The sequence below is a fragment of the Streptomyces sp. NPDC043726 genome (assembly GCF_056436565.1).
This window is the reverse complement of the sequence record NZ_JBWKCI010000013.1, coordinates 235,318-253,676: the sequence shown is the minus strand read 5'-3', so window position 1 is coordinate 253,676 and position 18,359 is coordinate 235,318. Positions and strand designations below refer to the sequence as shown.

Below are 18,359 nucleotides of genomic sequence, written 5' to 3'. Positions count from 1 at the left end.
CTTGCTCAGACGTATCCGCGGTCGATCAGTTCGAACAGTTCGTCGTCTTCGCGACTTTCCGGGCTCTGGGTGTCCCGGACTTCGGGCACCTCCGGCGCGAGGAGGGAGAAGAGGTGGCGCCCGAGCGTCTGCGGGGTCGGATAGGTGAACGCGACCGTGGCCGGCAGCCTGACGCCGGCCGTCTCGGTGAGCCGGTTGCGGAGCCGCACGGCCATCGACGAGTCGAACCCGAGGTCCTTGAAGGTCTCGGTCGACCTCGCCGTGAGATCGGCCTCCGTCGGGCCGGCGCCCTTCGCGCTCAGCACCGCCGCCGCCGCGGCGCACACGAGCTGCAGGGCCGACGCCTCCGATCCGATCGGCCGCGGGGTGGGACCGGGGTCCGTGGAGCCGGTGTCCTCGGGCGCCGTCAGCCAGTACCGCCGCCGCTGGAAGGGATAGGTGGGCAGGTCGATCCGGCGGGGCCGGTGCGCGGCGAAGACCTCCGTCCAGTCCACCGGCACACCGCGCACGTGCAGTTCGGCCAGTGCCGCGAGGACCCTGCCCGCGCTCCCGTCGTCCTTGTCGAGGGTGCCCACCACCAGGGGTGCGGCGCCCAGCGAGTCGGCGGTCTCCTCCATCGCCACCGTCAGCACCGGATGCGGACTCACCTCCACGAATGCTCCGCCGCGCTCGCGCATCAACCGCTCGACGACCGCGCCGAACCGCACCATCGAGCGCAGGTTGTCGTACCAGTACGAGCCCTTGAGCGCGTGGGGGCCGAGCATCTTGCCGGTGACCGTGGAGTGGAAGTGAACCGCGGTCGCCCGCGGCGAGATGTCCGCGAGGTCCACCAGCAGGCGTTCACGGATGCGTTCGACGTGATGGGAGTGGGACGCGTAGTCCACCTTGACCCGCCGTACCCGGACCCCGTCGCCGTGAGCCGCCGCGGCGAACCCGTCCAGCGCCTCGTCGTCCCCGGAGACCACCACCGACGCCGGCCCGTTGACGGCGGCCACGGCGAGCCGCCCGGACCAGAGCCCCAACCGTTCCTCGACCCACCCGGGAGACGCCGACACCGCGCTCATCCCGCCGCCCTGGCCGGCCAGTTCGGTCAGGGCCCGGCTGCGGACGGCCACGACCTTGGCCGCGTCCGCGAGCGACAACGCGCCCGACACACAGGCCGCGGCGATCTCGCCCTGCGAGTGCCCGACCACCGCCTCGGGGACCACACCCAGCGACCGCCACACCCGCGCGAGCGACACCATCACCGCGAACAGCGCCGGCTGGACCACGTCCACCCGTTCGAACGAAGCGGCCGGCTCCGCACCCGTCAGCACCTTCACCAGCGACCAGTCCACCCACGGCGCCAGGGCATCCGCGCAGTCGTCGATGCCGCGCGCGAAGACCTCCGACTCGGCGTACAACTGCCTTCCCATGCCGACCCATTGCGAGCCCTGGCCGGGGAAGACGAAGACCACCGGCGCCACCGCCCCCGCGGTCACCCCGCGGATCACTCCTGCCGGGTCCTCGCCCGCCGCCAGCCTGCCCAGCGCCTGTGCACGGTCACCGCCCAGCAGCACGGCCCGGTGTTCGAACGAGGCCCGCGTCGACACCAGGGAGTACCCGACGTCGGCCGCCGACGGCGACGCCCCCGCGGTCACGAGATCCCGCAGCCGTGCCGCCTGCTCACGCAGGGCCTGCTCCGAGCGGGCGGACAGCACCCACGGCAGGCCTCCTTGGCCGGTGGTCCGGGGTTCCGTCCGGGCCGGAGGTGCCTCTTCGAGGATCACGTGCGCGTTCGTGCCGCCCATCCCGAACGCCGAGACCCCTGCCCGGCGCGGCCGGTCCGGCGCACCCGGCCAGGGGCGGGCCGCCGTGAGGACCTCGAAGTCGTCGTGGAAGTCCGGGACGGCGGGGTTCGGGGACCGGAAGTTCAGGCTGGGGACCAGCCGGGAGTGGTGCAGGCACAGTGCGGTCTTCAGGAAGCCGACGATGCCCGCGGCCGGCTCCAGGTGTCCCACGTTCGTCTTCACGGAGCCGATCACCAGCGGGCGGCCGCGGCCGGTCGCGCGGAACACCTCGCGAAGGCCGGACAGTTCGGCCGGATCGCCGAGCCGGGTACCGGTGCCGTGGGCCTCGACGTAGTCGACGCCCTCGAACCGAACACCGGCGCGGTCGAGAGCGGACAGCACGGTCGCCGCCTGTGCTCCGGGGCTGGGATCCGGCATGCGCGAGGAGGCGCCGCCGCTGCCGGCACTCCAGCCGCGCACCACCGCGTAGACGCGGTCGCCGTCGGCGAGGGCGCGGTCGAGCCGCTTCAGCAGGACGAATCCGCCGCCCTCACCCCGTACGAAACCGCTCGCCCGTTCGTCGAAGGTGAAGCAGCGGCCGTCGGGCGAGAGGGCGCCCAGATTCGCCAGGCCCAGTCCCGCCTCCGGATCGACGATCAGGTTCACGCCGCCCACGAGCGCCATGTCAATCGCGCCCGCGCCGATCCGGTCGCAGGCCAGCACCATCGACACCAGGGAGGAGGACTGGCCGGAATCCGCGCACAGGCTCATGCCGCGGACGTCGAGCAGGCCGGAGATCCGGTTCGCGATCAGCGCGCCGCTGGAGCCCAGCGCGGTGTAGTGGTCGTCCCGGTCGCTGCCCGACTGCCGGCGCAGGACGTCGTAGCCGGAGGGAGCGGCGCCGACCAGGACGTCGATCTCGCGTCCGGCGAGCGAGGCCGCGGACAGCCGGGCGTCTTCCACAGCCTCCCAGGCGAGTTCCAGCCCGAGCCGCTGCACGGGGTCCATGGCGGCCGCTTCCGCCGGGCCGATGTCGAAGAACGGCGCGTCGAATCCGTCGACGGACTCGAAGAACGAGCCCGCGCTCAACGTGGCCGTGTCGGGGTGGGAAGTGAGGTTCGAGGGGGCTGTCCGGTGCTCGGGGAACCTTGCGACGGTCGACTTCCCGTCGCACAGGAGGTGCCAGAACTCCGCCGGGCCCCAGACGCCGGGGAAGCGGCACGACATGCCGATGACGGCCACCTCGGGCCGCACTGCGTTCATCGCCAACGGGTCAACAACCTCCGCAGTTCGTCGGGCGCCTTCGCGAACTCGTGGTGCCCGCCGTCGAGGACCCGGATGTCGACCGAGTCCGCGTACCGCTGCCATCCCTGGAGCTGGTCGAGGCGCACGTCGGGGTCGTCACGCCAGTGCAGTACGACGACGGGGCAGCCCACCGCGACCGGATCGGCCCGGTGGTACCGGCGCGCGGCGGCGTGATCGCTGAGCAGCACCGCCAGCCCCATGTCGATCATGTCCGGCCGCGGCTCGATGCCCCGGCCTCGGACGAACGCCTCGACCTCGGCGCGCAGTTCGGGCTCGGCCATGGTGAGCATCCGGTCCCGGCCGGCGTCGTGCGGCGCCGGCTGGCCCGACACGAAGAGGCGGTGCGGACCGGGCAGTCCCAGTTCGGCGAGCCGGAGGGCCGTCTCGTAGGCGGCCAGGGCGCCCGCGCAGTGCCCGAAGAACGCGAACGGCCGGTCGAGCAGCGGGACCAGCGGGCCGATCAGGTCGGCGGCGAGGTTCTCGTAGGTGCCGTAGTGGGGTTCGCCCAGCCGGTTCTCACGGCCGGGGAACTGCAGCGGGCAGATCTCGGTGTCGTCGAGGGCGTCCGGCCAGGCGCTGAAGGCCGATGCCCCGGTGCCGGAGTAGGGGAAGCAGAAGACGCGGGCGGCGGGGTCGGTGGAGTGCGGCCGGACGAACCATGGGGACGTGGCGGCGGCGGGGCCGGATGTCATGGTGTCTGTCGTTTCTGGGCGACGATGGGGAGGTGCGTCATTCCGGCGATGAAGAACGACCGCAAGTGCTGCGGCTCGCCGTCGAGTTCGATGGACCCGAAGCGCTGCAGCAGCTCCTCGAAGAAGACGCGCAGCGTCAGCCGGGCCAGCGGTCCGCCGATGCAGAAGTGCGGCCCGAAGCCGAACGCGACATGGCGCTTGGCGGCGCTCCGCGTGATGTCGAAGGTGTGCGGATCCGCGAACTGGGAGTGGTCCCGGTTGGCGGAGCCGATCCATGCGACGACCGCGCCCCGGGCGGGGACGGTGCCCCCGCCGATCTCGGTGTCGTGCACCGCGTACCGCATGAAGTTGCACGCGGCCGAGGTCCAGCGCAGTCCCTCTTCGACGAGGTTCGGAACCAGCGAGGGGTCGGCCTGCGCCTTCTGGAACTGCTCGGGCCGCTCGACGAGGGCGTGGACCGTGCCCGAGACAGTGTGCGGGGTCGTCACGTTGGCGCCCAGGAGGATGCTGTAGCCGTCGAGGGCGATCTCCTCGTCGGTCAGCGGTGCGTCTCCCACGCGGGCGTTCATCAGGTGGTCGAGGAGGCTGCCGTCCTCGTTGCCGGCCGCGCGCCGCCGGGCGACCCACTCGGTGACGTAGGTGACGAGCTCGTGGTGAGCGATGGCCAGCGTGGCGGCTTCGCTGCCGTGCTGGAAGTGCGGGTCGCAGGGGGCGGTCACCATCGCGGTCAGCTGCACGAGTTGGTCCCAGTCCCGCTCCGGGATGCCCAGGATCGGGCCCGTGACGATCGCCGGGAGGAGCAGCGCCCGCTCGGCCAGGTCGAACGTGCCGCCGTCCAGCGCGGGTTCGAGGAAGCGTACGACCGCATGCCGGATCCGGTCCTCCCAGGGCGCCACCGCCCGCGCGGTGAGCCTGGCGCCGATCGCTCGGCGGACCTGGGTGTGCCGCGGTGGATCGGTGGACGTCATCAGCCTGCCCGCCGCGACGTCGTCGACGCCGAGGTGGGTGACGACCGTGCCGCGCTCCGAGGTGAAGTCACGGTGGTCGCCGAGCACGCGGCAGACGTCGTCGTAGCGCGTCACCGACCAGAACTCCCGTCCGTCCGGGAGGACTTGGTGGTGCAGAGGGGCGGATCTGCGCATGACGTCCCAGACGGCGTGCGGATCGCCCGAGGTGTAGAGATCGAGGTCGAACAGGTCGACCCGGCCGAGATCGAGGTCGTTCCCGGTCCCCGGAGTCAGCCTCACGTCCGCGGCCTCCCCTGCGCGATCAACTCGGCGACCCGGGCCGGGGTCTGCGCGACATAGAAGTCGCGTACGGACAATTCGACACCGTAGTCCCGGAGGACTCGGTCGATGATCTTGATCCCGATCAGGGAATTGCCGCCGAGCGCGAAGAAGTCGTCGTCCGTGCCGACCTCGCGGCCGTCGAGGTATTCCCCCCACAGCGCCGCGATCTCGTGCGCGAGTGAGATCTGCGCGCCCGCGGGCGCGGTTTGTGACGCCGGCACCTCTTCCGATCCGTCCTGCTGGTGGACCTGCGGCCCCAATTCCATTGGCAGCCTTTCCGTCTCCGCCGGGCGAGTGGCTCGTGCCGCCAAGGTAAATAGCCGAGGAAACCCCGCGCAAGAGATGGCCGTGCGGTGCGCCCGGGCATCCGGTTGTCCCGCCGACAGGACAGCCGGCGACAACCGGGCTTCTCTGGCTATTAACCGTTCCGTGCGGATAGCCTGCGAATTCTGGTGACGGTCTGCTCGTCTTATGGTGACGGTCGGAGCGTCAAAAAATCATGCAGTGAAGGGGATTTCGTTGCTTAAGTCGCAACGGCTTGCGGTGCTGCCCATCGACTCCTACGATCTGGATTCCGAGTTGTCCGTCGTGGACCGCCACGAGTACAGCGGGGAGTACGACGCCCTCACGTTCGGGGCCTGGTCGTGCCATGTGCTGGCCAACGGCAGCGGCGCCGAGTCCGACATCGCCTTCCGCCCGCACAGCGACGGGCTGGCCCTCACCGAACTGGGCAAGCAGCTGCCCGGCATCATGTCCCTGGTGACCGGGCATTTCTCCCTGGACCGCTTGCAGTGGGTGCGCGTCTTCAGCCTCCGCGACGGCATCATGGCTCCGCATGTGGATTTTCTCGAATTCGCCGAACCCGGCACCCGGGTACAGGTACCGCTGCGGACCAGCGAGGAATCCCTCCATTCCGAGAACGACATCGTCTATCACCTCCGCCGCGGGGAGGTGTGGAAGATACACACGACTGTGCCGCATTCGGCGCGCAGCACGGCGAGTACCGCCCGTCTCTCCCTGTGTCTCGACTTCGCGGACGCCGAGGAGCCCGTGACGATCCGCGACGACATGCCCACGGCCGATCCGATCCGCGTCATCGAGCGCCCCGAGGCGACAGCGGCGGAGATCGAGGAACTCGTGGACTCCGGCCGGACGATGACCCGGGAATCCATGCGCTCGGACTTCCCTCGATTCGCGGCACTCCACTACGAGCGGCACGCGCCTGCTGCCGCCGTCTTCGACTGGTACGAGGAGGCCGCGCGGCGGTCCGGGTACGCGGCCGTCGTCGCGAAGGCCCAGGCCTTCCGCAGGTACTGCATCGAGAAGCGGGCCGACGGAGAGGCGTTCGACTGGTGAGGAAGGGCAGCACAGACGGGCCGGAACGCGATCACGCGTTCCGGCCCGTCTGTGCTGCCGGACGAGCGATGGCACCGCTTGGCGCCACGTGACATCACGTGGCGCCACGTGGCGCCAGTGGGTGTGTCACGATGACGCAGACTTCCTTTCACCCCTTTGGCCAGGTCAGAGCAGTCCTCTCGCGAACCAGCATGACTCGTTCAGCAGTCAGGCACCTTTCAGACTTGCCGTGGCGTCATCGTGGTGCCATGATGGCACCATGGACCTCACGCCGTACGTCGACACCCTTCGCCGCGAACTCGCGGTGGCCGCCGAGGCCGGCGGCGACGAAGCCCGCGAGCTGGCCCGGCGACTCACCGCTCCCCTGGAGTCGGCGACCCGGCTGGCCATGCTCAACGTGCTTTCCGACGCGATGGACGAGATCACCCGCGAGCTCGCCCCCGGGTCGGTCGACGTACGGCTGCGCGGGACCAACCCCGACTTCGTGGTGACGCCACCCCTTACCGACAGCGGTCCCGCGGAACCCTCCGAGCCGCTCGAACCGCTGAGAGCCCCGGCTCCGGCCGAGGGCGAGGAGGGGGGCACCGCCCGCGTCAACCTGCGTCTGCCGGCCCATCTCAAGGCGCGCGCCGAAGAGGCCGCGAGCCGCGAAGGCCTGTCGGTCAACGCGTGGCTGGTGCGAGCCGTGTCGGCCGCGGTCGACAGTGGCGGCGGGCGGCCACGGCCGACGGAGCGGACCCGCAACCTCGGACAGAGCTTCACGGGCTGGGTGCGCTAGCCGCGCCCACGCCCCAGGACGGACCACAGCACAGCGCCCCATCACGTCCCACCTGCGGGGACGATCCAAGGACTCATGAGGACGGGACAGCCATGCCTTCTTTCGACACCCTCGAACCCATCTCGGTCACCGCCTACGTGTACGCCGGCTCCATCCGGTTCACCGCGAGCGACCGCCTCGACACCGTGGTCGAGGTGCGACCCCGCGACCCGAAGAAGGATCTGGACACCCGGACAGCCGACCAGACCGAGGTCTCCTGCACCAACGGCACTCTGAGCGTCCGCACCCCCAAGGCCAACATGCTCGGGCGCGGCGGCACGGTCGACGTCACGGTCGAACTCCCCACGGGCTCGAACCTCGACCTGGACGGCGAGGGGGTCCACGTGATCGGCGAGGGCCGGCTCGGCGAGGTCTTGCTGAAGACCTCGGCCGGTGACGTCCGCCTGGACACGACCGGCGCGCTGAAGCTCAAGGCACAGCACGGATCGAGCACCGTCGACCGGATCGAGGGAATGGCGGAGATCACCAGCAGCACCGGCAACGTGCGCGTCGGGCTCATCAACGGCCCCGCCGTGCTCAAGAGCTCGCACGGCACCACGACCGTCGGCGCCGTGACCGGCGAGCTGCAGCTGAACGGCACGAATGGGGCCATCGACATCGGGCGCGCCGAGGCATCGGTCACCGGCGCCACCACCAACGGTGTCGTCCGGCTCGCCGAAGTCGCCCGCGGCAGCATCCAGCTGGAGACCTCGAACGGCAACGTCGAGATCGGCATCCGCGAGGGCACCGCCGCCTGGCTCGATCTCAACACCAAGCACGGTCAGGTGCGCAACACGCTCGACTCGGCCGACGCCCCCGAGCCGACCGAGGACTCCGTCCGCGTCCGCGTGCGGACCAACTGGGGGAACATCGACATCTTCCACGCGAAGCCCTGAGCACCACCGCCACCACCCCTGCATCTGTCATGCCCACATCCAAGGGCTCGGCGACCTGGAGGCGTCCGGCGATCTCTTCGCCTCGCGCACTGCCGCCCGAGTCCCCGGACAACAGCGCCGGCACCGACACCGGGCGCGGCATCCACGCCATCACCGGCTACGGCGACTTCTCCGTCTGCAGCCTCTCACCCACCGCCATCCCTAAGGGGCACCTGTCATGAGCGACCTGGCCATCGCGGCGAACGGACTGCGCAAGTCCTTTGGCGACAAGACCGTCCTCGACGGGATCGACATCGCCGTACCGCAAGGAACGATCTTCTCCTTGCTCGGCCCGAACGGCGCCGGCAAGACCACCGCCGTGAAGATCCTCTCCACTCTGATCAGCCCCGACGCGGGATCCGGTGAGATCCGTGTCGGCGGGCACAGCCTCGCCACCGACGCGCAGGCCGTGCGGGCCGCGATCGGTGTCACCGGACAGTTCTCCGCCGTCGACGGGCTGATCACAGGTGAGGAGAACATGCTCCTCATGGCCGACCTGCACCACCTGCCCAAGGACGAGGGCCGCCGCACGGCCGCCGAACTCCTTCAGCGCTTCGACCTCGCCGACGCCGCGAAGAAGCCCGCCTCCACCTACTCCGGCGGCATGAAGCGCCGCCTCGACCTCGCCATGACGCTGGTCGGCAACCCTCGGATCATCTTCCTCGACGAGCCCACCACCGGTCTCGACCCCCGCTCCCGCCACACCATGTGGCAGATCATCCGCGAGCTGGTCTCCGACGGCACGACCGTCTTCCTCACCACTCAGTACCTGGAAGAGGCAGACGAACTCGCCGACCGCATCGCGGTTCTGCACAACAGCAAGATCGTCGCCGAGGGCACCGCCGAGGAGCTCAAGCGGCTCATCCCCGGCGGACACATCCGGCTCCGCTTCACCGCCCCCGCCGCCTACCACTCCGCCGCGGACACCCTCCACCAGGCGGCCCGCGACGACGAGGCCCTCGCCCTGCAACTCCCCAGCGACGGCAGCCAGCGCGAGCTGCGCTCCATCCTCGACTGGCTCGACTCGGCCGGCATCGAGGCCGACGAACTCACCGTGCACACCCCCGACCTCGACGACGTCTTCTTCGCCCTCACCGACGACGCCAAGGTCCCCAACCAGACCAAGGAGAACGCTCGATGAGCTCCGTCTCGCTCGCCGTCCGGGACTCGCACACCATGCTGCGCCGCAACCTCCTGCACGCGCGGCGCTACCCCTCCCTCACCCTGAACCTGCTCCTCACCCCGATCATGTTGTTGCTCCTGTTCGTGTACATTTTCGGCGACGTCATGAGCAAAGGCATCGCGGGCGGCCAGGCCGACCGCTCCGTATACATCGCCTACATCGTCCCCGGCATTCTGATGATGACCATCGGCTCCACCGTGATCGGGGCCGCGGTGTCCGTCGCCACCGACATGTCCGAGGGCGTCATCGCCCGCTTCCGCACCATGGCCATCCACCGCGGTTCGGTCCTCATCGGACACGTCGTCGGCAGCGTGCTCCAAGTGCTCCTCAGTCTGGTTCTCGTCGGCGCCGTCGCCGTGGCCATCGGCTTCCGCTCCACCGACGCCACCGTCATCGAGTGGCTGGCGGCCTTCGGACTGCTGGCATTGTTCTCCCTGGCGCTCACCTGGATCGCGGTCGGCATGGGCATGGCCAGCCCCAACGCCGAGGCCGCCAGCAACATGGCGATGCCGCTGATCCTCCTGCCCCTCATCTCCAGCGCCTTCATCCCCGCTGACACGATGCCCGGCTGGTTCCAGCCGATCGCCGAGTACCAGCCCTTCACCCCCGCCAACGAGACCCTGCGAGGCCTGCTCCTCGGCACCGAGATCGGCAACGACTGGTGGATCGCCCTCGCCTGGTGCCTGGGCCTCATCGTCCTCGGCTACAAGTGGTCGCAGGCACAGTTCAACCGCGACCCGAAGTAGGCGCCACGAGCGGTCCCCCTCCGCCGCTCGTATCGCCCAGGGGCGGCGTCCGTCGGCACCACGCCGGCGTACGCCGCCCCTCTTTATGTCCCGTCAGCAGGACAGCCGCGCCTCAATTGCCATTGTTTGCATCACCGAGGCTCACCATTTCATGGGGAGATCCACGGGGATTTCTGTCGGATATGCCGTGGGCGGGTCCACGATTGACACCCTCCTGCCGCCCCGGGCAGAGTATTGAACTGCCGAGGAACCGCGGAGGTGAATCCCGCGTGGGCCGAAACCCGAGAAGGAGCCGGCGCATGAACAAAATTGGCGATGACATTCTGAAGAAGGCTGCGGCTGAATACGCCGAGCAGGGCTTTTCCATCATCCGCAACGTCGTGCCGTCGGAACTGCTCGACGAGGCACGTGCCCACGTCGAATGGCTCACCCGTAAATATCCGGATCTGCGTCCGGAGCACTTCCATCACCCCCTGATCCGTAATGACGCCTTCTGGGCACGTCTGGTCTCGGACTCCCGTCTGGTGGACATCGCGGAATTCTTCCTCGGCCCGGACGTGGCGTGCTTCACCGCCCACTACATCTGCAAGCCGCCGTACGACGGGCAGCCCGTGCTGTGGCACCAGGACGGCGCGTACTGGACGCTGAGCCCCATGGAGGCCCTGACGGTGTGGCTCGCCGTCGACGAGAGCACCGTGGAGAACGGCTGCCTGCGGATGATCCCCGGCAGTCACGAACTGCCGCTGCACAAACCGTCGGTCCGTACAGACGAGCCCAACATGCTGTTCTCCGCATCCGACGAGAACCTGGTGCGGGAGTGGGCCGAGAAGCGTGGAGTCGTGGAGATCGAGCTCCAGCCGGGTGACGTCTCGATCCACCATCCGCACCTGCTGCACTGCTCGGAGGCGAACACGTCCGCCAAGCGGCGGTGCGGACTCGACATCGGCTACATCTCGACGGCCACGCGGATCCACAGCGAGGGCGTCTACCTCGACCCGCTGCTCGTCCGCGGAACCGACTCGGCCGGCCTCAACAGCTATCGCCCGTTCCCCGTCTACCAGGACGGGGAGACGATCCCCTTCGCCGGACGGGACGAGTGGAGCGACAAGGTCACGGAGCTCAACAAGGCTCTTCCGGCCCGCTCGCGGGACCTGCCCGACGAGAGCCCGATCGAGACGACCCGGCACATGATCGACCGGCTGCGCGCGGGCACGGTGAAGCGCTGACCGCGACCGCGCACACGGGAGCCCCCGAACGAGATGCGTTCGGGGGCCTCCGTATGTGCCGTCGGCCAGGTCCTCACCCGCGCGTCCTCACAGGCGCACCGGAAACCTGTTGAACAGCCGGGCGCCGCCGGGGATGACCTCGCGGTACCGCAGTTCGCTGCTCTTCACGGCGAGTTCGAGAGTCCCACGCTTCAGGAACAGGTGGTCGATGGCCACCTCGCCCTCGAGTTCGGCGAGCGCCGCGCCGATGCAGCGGTGCGGGCCGGCACCGAAGGCCAGATGCCCTTCGCCGCGCTTCAACTCACGCTCCACGTTGCACCGTTCGGGCTCGGCGAAGACGCGCGGGTCGTAGTTGACGGACTGTAGGGAGCCCGTCACCGCATCGCCCTTGCAGATCGGGACGCCAGCCAGCTCCATGTCCTCGGCGGCGTACCGCGGTCCGGCGCTCGGAATGGGGTTGGCGATCCGCATCAACTCGTTGATGGCGTGCGGCAGCGCCTCCGGCCTGGCACGCAGCAGGGCCAGCTGGTCGGGGTTCTCGAGGAGGGTGAGCACCGCGTTCGGGATGAAGTGGGCCGTGGAATGGTAGCCGCCGTTCACCAGGACGCCCACCATCGAGATGATCTCGTCCTCGGTGAGGCGGTCGCCGTTCTTGTCGGTCGTATGGACCAGGGTGGAGATCATGTCGTCCGTGGGCTCGGCCCGGCGTCGCTCGATGAGCTGCTTGGTGTAGTCGAACAGCCCCACGGCGCTCGTGGTGAAGTCGGCGTCGATGTTGGCGTATTCGTCCATCCACTGCCGTATCTGCGGCTGGTCGGGCTCGTCGATGCCGACGAGGTCACAGATGACGGCGCCGGTCAACGGTGTGGCGTACTCCCTCAGGAGGTCGCCGGATCCCTTCTCTGCGAAGGCGTCGAGGAGCCGGGTGGAGACCTCCTCGATGCGCGGCCGCAGCGCCTTGATGCGCCGGACGCTGAACGCGGGCGCCACCAGCCGGCGCAGCCGCGCGTGTGCCGGGCCGTCCTGGAGCATCAAGTTGGACGTGAAGTAGCGCAGGAGTTCCTTCGGTACGTCGAGGGACATGAGCGCCTGGTCCGCGATGCTGGGTCCCCGATGACCCGGCACATTGCTGATGTTCGTCACGAGCCGCGGGTCGCTCCACGCCTCCTTGAACTCCTCGCTGCGCGTGATCAGCCAGACGGGCGGTCCGCCGGGAAATCCGATGCGGACGAGCGGGGACTTCTCCCGCAGGCGTGCGAAGGCACCGATGGGATCCTCTTCGAATTCGGGGTTGAGCAGGCTCACGATCGGCTCAGCCATGATCGTCTTCTCCTTCATTTCTCGGTACGGATTCCGCCTCGATCAGGTCCAGCACCTCCCGGGCGTGATCGACCAGGTACATGTGATCGCCCGGGAGTTCCGCCCAGCTGAATTCGCCCGTCGTCGCTCTGCGCCATTCCCGTGCCTGTTCCGCCGAGACCAGTCCGTCGGAACTTCCCCGAATCGAGCAGATCGGCACCGACAGCGGTTCGTCGAAGCTCGGAACATAGTTCTCGTGCATTTCGCAGTCGGCCTGGAGGACGGGGAGGATCAGTTCGCGCATCTCCGGGTGGTCGAGGGCCTCGTGCCGGAATCCCGCGAACTCCTCGACCCTGGCGAGGAACTCGTCGTCCTCGAGCCCGGTCGCCCGCCGCTCCCGCTGGGTCCACGGCCCCGGCGACCCACTGACGACCAGCCGCTCGACGCGCACATCGCGTGCGCTCAGCAGGTGCGCCAGCTCGTACGCGAGCACCGCGCCCAGGCTGTGCCCGAACAGCACGGTCCGCGTTCCCTCGCCGAGGGCCGCGGCGACGCCGTCGATCTCGTTCTTGGCCGCTTCGACGACGTTCCGGTACGGCGTCTCGAGGATCCGCCGCTCCCGTCCGGGCAGTTCGACCGGGACCACACGCCAGCGGCCGACGGCCTGTTCACGCCATGGGTGGAAGAACGAGGGTCCCGCTCCGGCGAACGGCACACACAGCAGCGCGGCCTGGTCCCGCTCGCCCACGTCCCCCGTCACCACGCCAGCTTGTCGACGATGGCCTTCATGATCTGGCCCGCCGGCTTGGGCATGTGCAGGTCGTGGTGCGAGGCGTCCACGTCGTACTCCTCGATGGAGCCGAGGACGAACGGCCGCCAGTCGGGCGCGTAGGTCGGGATCCCCTCGGGCCGGTCCAGCGTGGCATTGAAGTACAGCACGTCGCCGCGGAAGACTGGCGACTGGAACTCGGCCATCCTGTTCAGGTTGTTGGCGCCGACCTTCGACATGTTCTCCAGGAAGTCGTCCATGTTGCCGGTGTTCATGAACTTGCCGAAGACCTCCTCGATGTCCGCCCGGTAGAGCTCCTGCGTCCGGCCGGCCACGGCCTGGAACCCGTTCTCCGGCGCGTCGCTGGCCGGCTGGGTGTCCAGGATGGCCAGCAGGGCGACCTCCTGCCCGCGCCGGTCCAGCGCCTCCGCGACGGCGTGCGCGACCGGGCCGCCGAAGGACCAGCCGATCAGGTGGTAGGGCCCTTCCGGCTGGGTCTTGAGGATCTGGGCGAGGTAGTCGTCGACCATCTCCTCCACCGATCCCGCCAGCGGCTCCGTGCCCTGGAAGCCGCGGGACTGGAGGCTGTAGGCCGGCCGGTCCTGCACGTAGGGCGCGAAGGTGAAGTACGCCCAGCCGAGCCCACCGCCGCCGTGGAAGAACCACACCGGCGGCTTGCCGGTACCGGGGTCCCTGTTCAGCGGCAGCACGACCGCGAACGAGTCGACGTGTTCGTCCGGGATGCCGCCGACGAGCACCAGAGCGGCCAGTTCGGACACGGTGGGGTAGCGGACGATCGTCCGGACCGGCATGTCGACGCCGAACTGCTTGCGGATGCGGGCGCTGAGCCGGGTGGCCAGGAGCGAGTGCCCGCCGAGCATGAAGAAGTCGTCGTCGATGCCGACGCTCTCCACGCCGAGCAGTTCACTGAAGACGGCGCACAGCTTCTCCTCGTGGGCGTTGCGCGGTTCTCCGTCGCCCGTGGTGGTCGTGGCCTCCGACGGCAGCGCCCGCCGGTCGAGCTTGCCGGACATGGTCATCGGAAGCTCCGGCAGCGGCACCACCGCGGCCGGGACCATGTAGTCCGGCAGCCGCTCCCGCAGGTACTGGGGCAGCTCGACCACCAGCGGACCGATCGACTTGGCGAGGGCCGGGGCGTTCACCCGGGTCCGCCGGACCACACCGCTGGGCACGAACCCGCCGGAGACGGCCCGCTGTTCGGGCAGCAGCACCGCGTCGAAGGTGTGGGCGTCCTCGCCCGACCAGGTCAGCACCGCCTCCCGGCCCTGCTGCCGCGCCCATGCGGCGAGGTCCTCCGGATCGACCGGTGCGACGGCGGGAGCCACCGCGTTCAGCACACCCGCCGAGGCGGCCGCCGCGAACTCCTCCATCAGCCGCGCGTTGGGTATCCCGGTCACCCGCAGCGGGGCGTCGCCGACCCGCCGCAGGCGCTCGCCCAGGCGGGCCAGGTCCGGCACCTCCCGGCCCCAGGCAGCCGTGGCCGCGTCCGTCAGGTCCAGGAGGCCGGCCGGATCCTTGTGCAGGACCACCTCGTAGCGGTGCCGGGTCAGCTCGTTGTGCTCCCGCCCCGGCTTCAGCCGGATGTCCACACCGCCCGCGTGCTCACGCGCCCATGCGGCGAACCACTCCGGGGCGACGACCAACTCCCGTTCGCCCAGCACCGCCTGCTCCACCATCGCCCGCAGCTCCTCCGCCGAGGCGTGCGGCCGCGCGGCCCGCTGCACCGCGGTCAGCATCAGCCGGAGCGTGGCCGCGTTGCGGACGTCGCCGACGATGACGCGGCCGCCGGGGGCGAGGAGTTCCACGGCCTCGCGCAGCACCCGGTCCAGGTAGGCGGCGCTGGGGAAGTACTGCACGACCGCGTTGAGGATCACGGTGTCGAAACCGCCCCTGGGCAGCCCGGACACGTCGTCGGCGGCCTGGGCACTCAGCCGGACCCGGTCACCGAGACCGGCCTGCTCGGCCTGGGCCCGGACCCGGTCCAGCACCGTCGCGGAGATGTCGGTGCCCCAGTACTCCTCGACCTCGCCGGCGATCCTCGACAGCAGCAGGCCGGCGCCCACGCCGATCTCGAGGACCCGCCGCGGCGCGAACCGCAGCACCTGCGCCACCGCGGCGTCCCGCCAGGCCCGCATCTGTTCGAGCGGGATCTGCTCGCCGTCGTACGCCGACTTCCACAGCTGGAAGTCCTCACCCCAGGGTTCCTCGCGGGACTTGTCGTAGGTGTCGTCGTGGACCTGGCGCCACTCCTCCACCTGGTCACCGGCGTCGGCCTCGGCGGCTTCCGGGTCGGGCACCACGTAGGCCACCAGGCGCTTGTCGCCCTGCTGGTTCTCGCGCACCACGACCGCCGCCTGGGCCACGGCGGGATGCCCGGCCAGCACCTGCTCGATCTCGCCCAGCTCGATGCGCAGCCCGCGGATCTTGACCTGGAAGTCGGTGCGGCCGATGTACTCGACCTGCCCGTCCTTGTTCCAGCGCACCACGTCGCCGGTGCGGTACATGCGCTTCCCCGGCTCCCCGAAGGGGCAGGCCACGAACCGCTCCGAGGTCAGCCCGGTTTGCCCGAGGTAGCCCCTGGCCAGTCCGGCACCGGCGAGATACAGCTCACCGGTGACCCCGGCCGGGACCGGGCGCAGTGCCTCGTCCAGCACATAGACCTGGGTGTTCCAGATCGGCGCGCCGATCGGCAGCTTGTCCGAGCCGGGCACGTGCTGCCACGCCGTCACCTCGACGGTCGCCTCGGTGGGGCCGTACAGGTTGTTCGCGGAGCAGCCGGGCAGCAGGTCGGTGAACCGGTTGGCCAGCGGGGCCAGGAACGGCTCGGCCGCGACCTCGATCCAGCGCAGGGTGGTGCACTTCTGCGCGGCGGGCTCGGCGACGAACGCCTCCAGCAGCGAGGGCACGAAGTCGGCGCCGGTCACCCGCTCCCGCTCGATCAACTCGGCCAGATACGCCGGGTCCTTGCGTCCGTCCGGGCGGGCGACGACGACACAGGCTCCGATCTGCAGCGGCGCGAACAGCTCCGGCACCGACGCGTCGAAGCTCGCCGTGGTGCTCAGCAGCATCCGGTCCTCGGGTGTGACGTCGAAGTGCGCGAGACCCCACTTGATCCGGTTCATGATCGAGCGGTGCTGTACCGGCACGCCCTTGGGGCCGCCGGTGGAGCCGGAGGTGTACATCACGTACGCGGCGTTGTCCGGCAGGAGGCGCCGCCGCGGATTCGTCTCCGGGCAGCCGGACACGTCCGGCAGGTCCTCGTCGAGCACCAGCAGCGGCTTCGCGCTGTCCAGGAACTGCCGTACCCGGTCCTCGGGAAGCTCGGTGTCGATCGGCAGGTACGCCGCACCCGCCTTGGACACCGCGTAGATCGCCGTCATCATGTCGACGGAACGCGGGATGCGCACCGCGACGATCCTCTCAGGCCCCGCGCCCTGCTCGACCAGCCAGTGCGCCAGCCGGTTGGCACGCCGGTTGAACTCCGCGTACGTCAGCGTCTCTCGCTCACCGACCACCGCGACCGCGTCCGGGGTCCGCTCCACCTGCTCCTCGAACGCCTGCGGCAGCGTGCCCTCGGCCACCGGATGCGCGGTGTCGTTGACGCGCCGTACCAGCCAGTCGCGCTCGTCCTGCGCCAGCACGTCGATTCCGCTCACCGGTGACAGCGGTGCGGCGACCAGCTGCTCCAGGAGGCGTACGAACCGGGCGGCGATGGCCTCGACGGTGTCCCGGTCGAACAGCTGGGTCGCGTACATGATGTCGCCGCGCAGTGCCCCGGAGTCGTCCTGGGCCATGCTGAAGAAGAGGTCGAACATGGCGGCCGACACGAGGTGCTGCTCGAACTCCACGTCGAGTCCGGGGAGTTCGAAGTCCTGCTTCGCGAAGTTCTGCCAGGCGAAGGTCACCTGGAACAGCGGCTGGTACGCGGCGGAGCGGTCGGGGTTGAGCAGCTCGACCAGCATCTCGAAGGGCACGTCCTGGTGCTCGTAGGCCGCCAGGGCCTTGTCGCGCACCTGGGCCAGCAGGTCGGAGTATGACGGGTCGCCGGAGAGGTCCACCCGCAGCACCTGGGTGTTGACGAAGACACCGACCAGATCGGCGAGCGCCTCGTCGGTGCGCCCGGCGATCGGGTTGCCGATGGTCACGTCGTCCTCGGCGCCGAGCTTGCGCAGCAGCACCGCCAGCGCGGTCTGCAGCACCATCGACATGGTCATGCCGCGTTCGTCGGCCAGCTTCTGCAGCCCGGCCGCCACCTCCGCGCCGGCCGAGACGGGGACGGTGTCGCCATCCAGGCTGCGCTCGGCCGGCCGCGGACGGTCCAGCGGCAGGGTGAGGGGCTGCGGCACGCCCTGAAGCTCCGTACGCCAGTAGGCGGTCTGCCGCGCGGCCAGGCTGTCCGGGTCCGCCGGGTCGCCGAGCAGCTCGCGCTGCCACAGCGTGTAGTCCTTGTACTGCACGGACAGCGGCTCCCACGCCGGCGCCCGGCCGTCCAGGCGCGCGGTGTAGGCGGTGGTCAGGTCCCGTGCCAGCACTCCGCCCGAGACGCCGTCCGAGGCGATGTGGTGGATGAGGAGGACCAGCAGGTGTTCCTCGGGCGCGCAGCGGAACAGGGTGGCCCGCAAGGGGATCTCGGCCGCCAGGTCGAAGTGGTGCGCGATGGCCTCGTCGACCGCGCCGGTGAGGTCCTCGGGCGCCACGTCGGCCACCGGTACCCGCACCGCCGCCTCGGCGAGCGAGAGGATCTTCTGGTACGGCTCGTCGTTCTCGTCCGTCACGTATGTGGTGCGCAGGATCTCGTGCCGTTCGACCACGTCCCGGATGGCCGCGACGAGAGCGTCCTGGTCCAGCGGTCCCGTCAGCCGGAACGTCGGGGAGATGTTGTAGGTCTCCGCCCCGCCTTCAAGTTGGTACGTAACCCACATACGGCGTTGTGCGTACGACAGCGGAATCAC

General features: G+C 69.8%; 13 protein-coding genes. 6 read left to right on the top strand and 7 right to left on the bottom strand.

Going from position 1 to position 18,359, the window contains the following annotated elements; genetic code table 11:
• Positions 1–5: 5 nt before the first annotated feature.
• The 4 genes from AC068Z_RS33500 to AC068Z_RS33485 are packed head-to-tail and all read right to left on the bottom strand — an operon-like array spanning position 6 to position 5,276.
• On the bottom strand, positions 6–3,032 hold the full coding sequence (locus AC068Z_RS33500) for a type I polyketide synthase (RefSeq protein ID WP_478564278.1): 3,027 nt from the start codon (positions 3,030–3,032) through the stop codon (positions 6–8).
• Entirely contained in the window at positions 3,029–3,766 is a 738-nt protein-coding gene (locus AC068Z_RS33495; protein ID WP_478564275.1) for a thioesterase II family protein, read from the bottom strand. Before AC068Z_RS33495 ends, AC068Z_RS33500 begins: the two co-directional genes overlap by 4 nt.
• A complete protein-coding gene (locus AC068Z_RS33490; RefSeq protein WP_478564272.1) occupies positions 3,763–5,013 on the bottom strand; it encodes a cytochrome P450 in 1,251 nt (416 codons plus the stop codon). The genes AC068Z_RS33495 and AC068Z_RS33490 overlap by 4 nt, the downstream gene beginning before the upstream one ends.
• The gene (locus AC068Z_RS33485; protein ID WP_478564269.1) at positions 5,010–5,276 is read right to left on the bottom strand and encodes a phosphopantetheine-binding protein; all 267 of its coding nucleotides are present in this window, start codon (positions 5,274–5,276) and stop codon (positions 5,010–5,012) included. The genes AC068Z_RS33490 and AC068Z_RS33485 overlap by 4 nt, the downstream gene beginning before the upstream one ends.
• Positions 5,277–5,574: 298 nt before the next feature.
• Here AC068Z_RS33485 and AC068Z_RS33480 point away from each other — a divergent pair, with 298 nt between their 5' ends.
• The 6 genes from AC068Z_RS33480 to AC068Z_RS33455 all read left to right on the top strand — a co-directional run bounded on the left by AC068Z_RS33480 (position 5,575) and on the right by AC068Z_RS33455 (position 11,318).
• Complete coding sequence (locus AC068Z_RS33480) at positions 5,575–6,411, top strand: putative nonproteinogenic amino acid hydroxylase (RefSeq protein ID WP_478564266.1); 837 nt, start codon at positions 5,575–5,577, stop codon at positions 6,409–6,411.
• Between the two features lie 259 nt (positions 6,412–6,670).
• Positions 6,671–7,189 (top strand): toxin-antitoxin system HicB family antitoxin, encoded by a 519-nt coding sequence (locus AC068Z_RS33475; RefSeq protein WP_478564263.1) that lies wholly within the window; start codon positions 6,671–6,673, stop codon positions 7,187–7,189.
• A 92-nt stretch (positions 7,190–7,281) separates the two neighbouring features.
• Positions 7,282–8,124, top strand: coding sequence for a DUF4097 family beta strand repeat-containing protein (locus AC068Z_RS33470; RefSeq protein ID WP_478564260.1), 843 nt, complete (start codon positions 7,282–7,284; stop codon positions 8,122–8,124).
• A gap of 217 nt (positions 8,125–8,341) precedes the next feature.
• Positions 8,342–9,304 (top strand): ATP-binding cassette domain-containing protein, encoded by a 963-nt coding sequence (locus AC068Z_RS33465; RefSeq protein WP_478564257.1) that lies wholly within the window; start codon positions 8,342–8,344, stop codon positions 9,302–9,304.
• The gene (locus AC068Z_RS33460) at positions 9,301–10,092 is read left to right on the top strand and encodes an ABC transporter permease (protein WP_478564254.1); all 792 of its coding nucleotides are present in this window, start codon (positions 9,301–9,303) and stop codon (positions 10,090–10,092) included. Before AC068Z_RS33465 ends, AC068Z_RS33460 begins: the two co-directional genes overlap by 4 nt.
• 299 nt (positions 10,093–10,391) lie before the next feature.
• The gene (locus AC068Z_RS33455; protein ID WP_478564251.1) at positions 10,392–11,318 is read left to right on the top strand and encodes a phytanoyl-CoA dioxygenase family protein; all 927 of its coding nucleotides are present in this window, start codon (positions 10,392–10,394) and stop codon (positions 11,316–11,318) included.
• 87 nt (positions 11,319–11,405) lie between these two features.
• Here AC068Z_RS33455 and AC068Z_RS33450 read toward each other — a convergent pair whose 3' ends face one another.
• Genes AC068Z_RS33450 through AC068Z_RS33440 form a run of 3 tightly spaced genes read right to left on the bottom strand, consistent with a single transcriptional unit; the run spans position 11,406 to position 18,359 of the window.
• Entirely contained in the window at positions 11,406–12,638 is a 1,233-nt protein-coding gene (locus tag AC068Z_RS33450) for a cytochrome P450 family protein (RefSeq protein ID WP_478564248.1), read from the bottom strand.
• On the bottom strand, positions 12,631–13,377 hold the full coding sequence (locus AC068Z_RS33445) for a thioesterase II family protein (protein ID WP_478564245.1): 747 nt from the start codon (positions 13,375–13,377) through the stop codon (positions 12,631–12,633). The genes AC068Z_RS33450 and AC068Z_RS33445 overlap by 8 nt, the downstream gene beginning before the upstream one ends.
• On the bottom strand, positions 13,374–18,359 hold the full coding sequence (locus AC068Z_RS33440; protein WP_478564369.1) for a non-ribosomal peptide synthetase: 4,986 nt from the start codon (positions 18,357–18,359) through the stop codon (positions 13,374–13,376). Before AC068Z_RS33440 ends, AC068Z_RS33445 begins: the two co-directional genes overlap by 4 nt.